Origin of the sequence: Arhodomonas sp. SL1, assembly GCF_052060015.1 — a bacterium.
Taxonomy (GTDB): Bacteria; Pseudomonadota; Gammaproteobacteria; order Nitrococcales; family Nitrococcaceae; genus Arhodomonas.
The window spans coordinates 41,665-48,178 of the sequence record NZ_JBPODZ010000016.1; the positions used below are offsets into that span (position 1 = coordinate 41,665).

Annotated in this window: 4 protein-coding genes; all 4 read left to right on the forward strand. The window is 70.0% G+C overall.

What is annotated here, in order from left to right; genetic code table 11:
- Positions 1-80: 80 nt before the first annotated feature.
- The 4 genes from ACQ754_RS15345 to ACQ754_RS15360 all read left to right on the forward strand — a co-directional run bounded on the left by ACQ754_RS15345 (position 81) and on the right by ACQ754_RS15360 (position 6,321).
- Positions 81-1,478, forward strand: coding sequence for a PLP-dependent aminotransferase family protein (locus ACQ754_RS15345; protein ID WP_440997922.1), 1,398 nt, complete (start codon positions 81-83; stop codon positions 1,476-1,478).
- A 71-nt stretch (positions 1,479-1,549) separates the two neighbouring features.
- Positions 1,550-2,845 carry an acetyl-CoA C-acyltransferase FadI gene (gene fadI / locus ACQ754_RS15350; protein ID WP_440997923.1) on the forward strand — a complete coding sequence of 432 codons (1,296 nt, stop codon included), beginning with the start codon at positions 1,550-1,552 and terminating at the stop codon, positions 2,843-2,845.
- A 1-nt stretch (position 2,846) separates the two neighbouring features.
- Positions 2,847-4,997: a fatty acid oxidation complex subunit alpha FadJ gene (gene fadJ / locus ACQ754_RS15355; protein ID WP_440997924.1), complete on the forward strand. Its 2,151-nt coding sequence runs from the start codon at positions 2,847-2,849 to the stop codon at positions 4,995-4,997.
- A gap of 115 nt (positions 4,998-5,112) precedes the next feature.
- Entirely contained in the window at positions 5,113-6,321 is a 1,209-nt protein-coding gene (locus tag ACQ754_RS15360) for an ABC transporter substrate-binding protein (protein ID WP_440997925.1), read from the forward strand.
- Positions 6,322-6,514: the final 193 nt, after the last annotated feature.

The window sequence follows — 6,514 nt, forward strand, 5'->3', positions numbered from 1 at the left end:
TTTATCGGTACAATCTGACGTGAACCACGCGTTTCCTAGTGTTATCCAAGAAGACAATCCGTGTAAACGGGAATTTTGTAATGGATACAATTTCGGTGTCGTCGCTTGCCCGCTTCCCGGGGCCGCGCTATCGCGCCATCGCCGAGGCCATCGCCGAGGCGGTGGAGACGGGGGCCCTGGCGCCCGGGCAGCGGCTTCCCACTCATCGGGCGCTCGCCGAGGCGCTCGGCGTGACGGTGGGGACGGTTACGCGCGGCTACGCCGAGGCCGAGCGGCGGGGGCTGGTCACCGCGCGAGTGGGCAGCGGTACCTACGTGAACGCGGGTGGGGCCTCCTCCGCCCCCGCGTTCGCCATCGCCCCGGGTGGGGATACCGGGCGCATCGACCTCGGGCTCGCCTTCCCGGTGCCCATGGATCGCGAGGCGACCGTGGCAACCCTGTTGCAGGACATCGCCGCTGATCCGGCTACCCTTGCGACCTGCCTGGCGTATCAGCCGGAGACCGGCCTGGAGCCCCACCGCGAGTGCCTCGCCCGGTGGCTGCAGGGCTGGGGCTTCCGTATAGATGCCAGTGAGCTGGTCATCTGCCTGGGGGCCCTCCACGGCGTCAACCTCGCCCTGCAGGCGGTGGCCCGTCCCGGCGATACCATCGCTTCCCCAGGTCTTGTCTACCCAGGGCTGATCGCCGCCGCGCGCGGGCTCGGGCTGCGCCACCTGCCCCTGTCGCTGGACGCGGACGGTGTGGACCCGGACGCCCTGGACGCATTGTGCCGCCAACAGCCGGTGCGCGCCGTATACGTCACACCGGACCAGAACAACCCGACCACGGCCCTGCTCCCTGCCGAGCGCCGCGCAGCGCTGCTCGAGGTCGCCGAGCGTCACGACGTCGCCGTGATCGAGGATGCGGTACACCTGGTGGACGCCGCCGAGCGCCCCCGGGCGCTGGTGGACGAGGCACCGGAAAGGGTCATCCACGTCAGCGCCGTCTCCAAGATACTCGCCGGCGGGCTCCGCGTGGGCATGGTGCGGGCACCGGGACGCTGGCGCACCGCCGTGGCCGAGGCGCTGCGCAGTCATTGCTGGATGGCGCCGCCGCTGAACGCCGAGCTTGCCTGCCGCTGGATCGCCTCGGGGCAGGCGGACGAGGTGGCGCACCGCCAGCGCCGGGCGGTCGGCGAGCGCCAGGTCCTGGTCGCGGAGGAACTCGCTGGGTTCGACTATGCCGCGCGGCCGTACGGATTCAATGTCTGGCTCCGACTCCCCGAGCCCTGGCGGGCCGGGGAGCTCGCCCGCGCCTGCGAGGAGGCGGGGGTGGTGGTGAAGACGGGAGAGCCCTTCGCGGTCTCGCGCTACCCTGTGCCCCAGGCGGTGCGGTTGGCGATCAGCGCCCCCGGCGATCGCGCCACCGTCGCCGAGGGGCTGCAGCGCGTGCGTGCGGTCCTGGAACGTGGCCCGGGACGGGGCGGGGCGACCCTGTGATGGCTAGGAGTTGACAGGGGCCGTGGCGCTGGCGAAGCTATCCATACGTAGGCGTATGGAAAGGAGGCGCCGTGCCGGCGAGACCCGCAAGCGATCGGGTGGCGGTGGTGGACGGCCTGCGCACGCCCTTTGCCCGGCAGCTGACCGCCTATGCCGACACCGACGCCGTGGAGCTCGGGGCCATGGTGGTCAACGAGTTGATCACCCGCATGGACCTGGATCCGGCGCTGGTGGAGCGACTGGTCTTCGGTCAGGTAGTCATTCGCCCGGAGGCGCCGAACATCGCCCGCGAGGTGGGGCTCAATGCCGGCCTGCCCGTGGGCGTGGATGCCTACAGTGTCTCGCGGGCCTGCGCCACCAGTTTCCAGACCACCGCGGACGTGGCCTGCGCCATCCAGCGCGGCGAGATCGAGGTGGGCATTGCCGGCGGTGCGGACTCCGCCTCCGTGCTCCCCATGGGGGTGAGCCGGCGGCTCGCCGGCGCGCTGCTGCGCGCTAACCGGGCGAAGAGTACCCGCGAACGGCTGCGTGCCTTCCGTGGGCTACGGCCCAGGGATCTGGTGCCACGGCCCCCGGCCATCCGTGACTACACCACCGGCCTGGGCATGGGTGAGATCGCCGAGCAGATGGCCAAGAGCCACGGCATCCCCCGCGAGGAGCAGGACGCCTTCGCCGCGCGTTCCCACCAACGGGCCCATGCGGCCTGGGAGGCCGGCCACCTGGACGAAGAGGTGATGCTCGCCTTCACCGGCCGGGAGCAGGAGGCCCTGCAACGGGACAACAACATCCGCCCTGATGCCAGCCCGGAGGGCCTGGCCCGGCTGAGGCCCGCCTTTGATCGGCGCTACGGCACCGTCACCGCCGGCAACTCCACCCCGCTGACCGATGGCGCCGCCGCCCTGGTGCTGATGTCCGAGTCCCGGGCTCGGGCCCTCGGCTACGAACCCCTGGGTACCCTCCGCTCCTGGGCCTTCCGGGCAGTGGATCCCTTCCAGGACGCCCTGATCGGCCCGACCTACGTGGCCCCGCCGGCCCTGGACCGGGCCGGCCTGAGCCTGGCGAACCTGGAGCTCGTCGATATCCACGAGGCCTTCGCCGCCCAGACCCTGGCGAACCTGAAGTACTGGAATGACCCCGCCTTCAGCAGGGAGCATTTGGGGCGGGACGCTCCCATCGGCGAGCTGGACTGGGAACGGCTCAACGTCAACGGCGGCTCCATCGCCTATGGCCATCCCTTCGCCGCCACCGGCGCCCGGATGATCGTGCAGACCCTGCGCGAGCTCCGCCGCCGCGGCGGGGGTAGCGCACTGACCACCGCCTGTGCCGCCGGGGGGCTGGCGGCCGCCATGATCCTGGAGGTGGACTGAGATGGCTGCGGACACGCCGGAAGCGGCGGCACCGCTGTGGCTGGAGCGCCGTGACGACGGTATCGCCGTGGTGCGCATCGACACCCCTGGTCATAGCCAGAACACCCTGGATCGCGAGGCGGTCAACGCCGCCAGCCACATCCTTGATGAGCTCGCGGGGGACAACGCGGTGGCCGGGGTGGTCTTCGCCAGCGGTAAGCCCGGGTCGTTCATCGCCGGTGCCGATGTCCAAATGATCCACGAGTGTGCCAGTAGCGAAGAGGCCAGCGCCCTGGCGCGAACCGGCCAGCGCATCTTCTCCCGGATCGCGGCCTTCCGGGTGCCAGTGGTCGCGGCCATCGACGGGATCTGCCTGGGTGGCGGCCTGGAGCTGGCCCTCGCCTGCCACGGCCGGGTCGCCAGCGACGCCGCCCATACCCGCCTCGGCCTGCCCGAGGTCCAGCTGGGGCTGCTCCCCGGCAGTGGCGGAACCCAGCGGCTGCCGCGGCTGGTGGGCCTGCCGGCGGCGCTGGAGATGATGCTCACTGGGCGCGAGGTGCGTGCGAGGAAGGCGCGCCGGATGGGGCTGGTGGACGAGGTGGTGCCGGCGGCCATCCTGGAGCAGGCCGCGGTGGCGCGGGTCGCTGGTCTCAAGGGCGGGGGACGGCGGCTCCCGTTGCGGGAACGGATCACGCGGTGGGCGCTGACGGGCAACCCGGCGGGGCGGGCCTTGGTACTGAACCGGGCGGGCAACCAAACGCGACAGCGCACCCACGGTAACTACCCCGCCCCCGAGCGGATCCTCGAGTGCGTGGGCACCGGCCTGTCCCGGGGCATGGAGGCGGGTCTCGATGGCGAGGCCCGTGCCTTTGGCGAGTTGGCGATGACCCCGGAGGCCCGGGCGCTGATGGGCATCTACTTCGCGACCACGGCGATGAAGAAGGAGCGCGGCGCCGACGCCCAACCCCGGGAGCTCCGGCGTACCGCCGTCCTCGGTGCCGGGCTCATGGGCGGGGGGATCGGGTTCGTAACCGCCTCCCGGGCCGGGCTGCCGGTGCGCCTGAAGGACGTCCGCATTGAGGGCCTGTCCGCCGCGTTGCGACACGTGGCCGCCGAGGTGGAGGGGCGCCGTCGCCGCGGGACCCTGCCCGGGCACAAGGCCACGCTGGTGCGACGCCGGGTCACGCCCACCCTGGAGTATTCCGGTTTCCGCCAGGTGGATCTGGTCTTCGAGGCGGTCCCCGAGGAGCTCGCCCTCAAGCACCGCATGCTCGCGGAGATCGAGGCGGTTTGCGAGCCGACCACCGTCTTTGCCAGCAACACCTCGTCGCTGCCCATCGCCCGCATCGCCGAGGGGGCCCGGCGTCCGGGGAACGTGGTGGGCATGCACTACTTCTCGCCGGTGGAGCGGATGCCCCTGGTGGAGGTCATTCCCCACGCCGGGACCGACCCGGAGGTGGTGGCGACCGCCGTGGCGCTGGCGCGGCGTCAGGGCAAGACGCCGGTGGTGGTGGGCGATGCGCCCGGTTTCTACGTCAACCGCATCCTGGCCCCCTACATCAACGAGGCCATCCACCTCCTCGGCGAAGGGGTGGGCATCCACCTTATTGACCGGGCATTGGTGGGCTTCGGTTTCCCGGTGGGCCCGTTCAAGCTCCTCGATGAGGTGGGCCTGGATGTTAGCGCCCACGTCGCGGGGGTGCTCCACGAGGCCTTCGGCGAGAGGATGCGGCCTACCGAGGTGGCACAGCGGATGATCGACGACGGCCGCCTTGGCCGCAAGGCCGGGCGGGGCTTCTACCGCTATGGGGGCCGCAGCGCCGGCGAGGTGGACGAGACCGTCTACGAGCTCCTCGACATCCAGCCCCGCCGGGTCGTCGAGGCCGAGGAGATCGTCCGGCGCACAGTGGGGCTGCTGCTCAACGAGGCGGTGAGATGCCTCGACGAGGGCATTATCGCCGTTCCCCGCGACGGGGACATCGCCGCGGTCTATGGCTTCGGCTTCCCCCCGTTTCGGGGCGGGCCGTTTCATTATATGGATCATGTGGAGGCGGACGCCGTGTGCCGCTGGCTGGACGGCTTCCGCAGGGATCATGGGGAGCGCTTTGCACCCGCGTCGGGGTTGGTTGCCCGTGCGGAGGGCCGCGGCTCCTTCTATGCTGAGGGGCGATAGGCAGCGTGGGCGCGCTTTGCACGCCTCCCGGCGCGTGCGTATGCTCGCTCACAGACCCGGTATCTGCCGGGTCATCAGCAACCCAACTCGAAGAACAGACAGGAGAGCGATCATTATGTCAGTGAAGAAACAGCTAATCGGTGCGGTCTCCGCGCTGGCCATCGCCGCCAGTGCCACGGCCATAGCCGAGCCGCTCAAGGTCGGCGCGCTGGTGCCGCTCACCGGTGACCTGCAGTCCTATGGTGGCCCGTCGCTGAACGGCATCGAGCTCGCCGCCAAGGAGATCAACGCCGCCGGCGGGGTCCTCGGCGAGGACATGGAGATCTTGGACGGCGACACGCAGACGCGGCCCCAGGCCGGCGTCGACGCCGCCCAGAACCTGGCCAACGTCCGCGGCGTGCATGCCTTCGTGGGGGCGCTCTCCAGCGGTGTGACCATTCCCGTTGCGCAGAGCGTGTCCAAGCCCGAGGGCATCCCGCAGATCAGCGGCGCCTCCACCTCGCCGGTGATCACGGATCTCGACGACGATGACTTCTTGTTCCGCACCGTACCCTCGGATGCCTTCCAGGGCGTGGCCCTCGCGGAGATCACCGCCGAGGCGGGTTACGACTCGACCGGCGTGATCTACATCAACAACGACTATGGCAAGGGCCTCGCGGACGCCTTCAAGGCCTCGTTCGAGAGCAACGGCGGCAGCGTCACCGAGATGGTGGCCTACGAGCAGGGCCAGTCCGCGTACCGCGGCGAGCTCCAGCAGGCCGGCGGCGGCGACGCCCTGGTGCTGATCGGCTATCCGGAGAACGGCCAGACCATCCTGCGCCAGGCCCTGGAGGGCGGATACTATGACCGCTTCGTGTTCACCGACGGTATGAAGGCCCCGGAGCTCGTCGAGAACCTGGGCGCCCAGTACCTCAACGGCTCCATCGGCACCGCGCCGCAGGCCCGCGAGGATTCCCCCGGGGCGCAGCACTTCAACGACGCCTACGTCGACGAGTACGAGGAGCGCCCGCCGAAGCCGTTCATGGATACGGCTTATGACGCCGTCTACGCTATCGCGTTGGCCGCGGAGCAGGCGGGTTCGGTAGACAGCGAGGCGATCCGGGACAACCTGCGCTCTGTGGGCAACCCGCCCGGGGAGATGATCTATCCCGGCGAGTTCGCCAAGGCCGCCGAGCTCATCGCCAATGGCGAGGAGATCGACTACGAGGGCGCCTCGGGCTCGATCAACTTCGACGACAATGGCGACGTTCCCGGCACCTTCGCCCACTGGGCGATCGAGGACGGCGAGATCGTCACCAAGCGGGTCTTCGAGCCGCAGATGTAAGCCATCGGCTCCTGCGTGAAAAACCCCGGCTTCGGTCGGGGTTTTTTGTTTGCGGTCCGTTCGCCTGCGGGCAGGCTCCTACGGGATCCCGGTACCGGCGCCCGGGCCAAGGCCCGTGTAGGAGATTCTATGTCTGCTCGCAAGGTATATGTGGCTGGTATTCGGTTTGGTTTTTCATCAGCGCGAAGGCGAG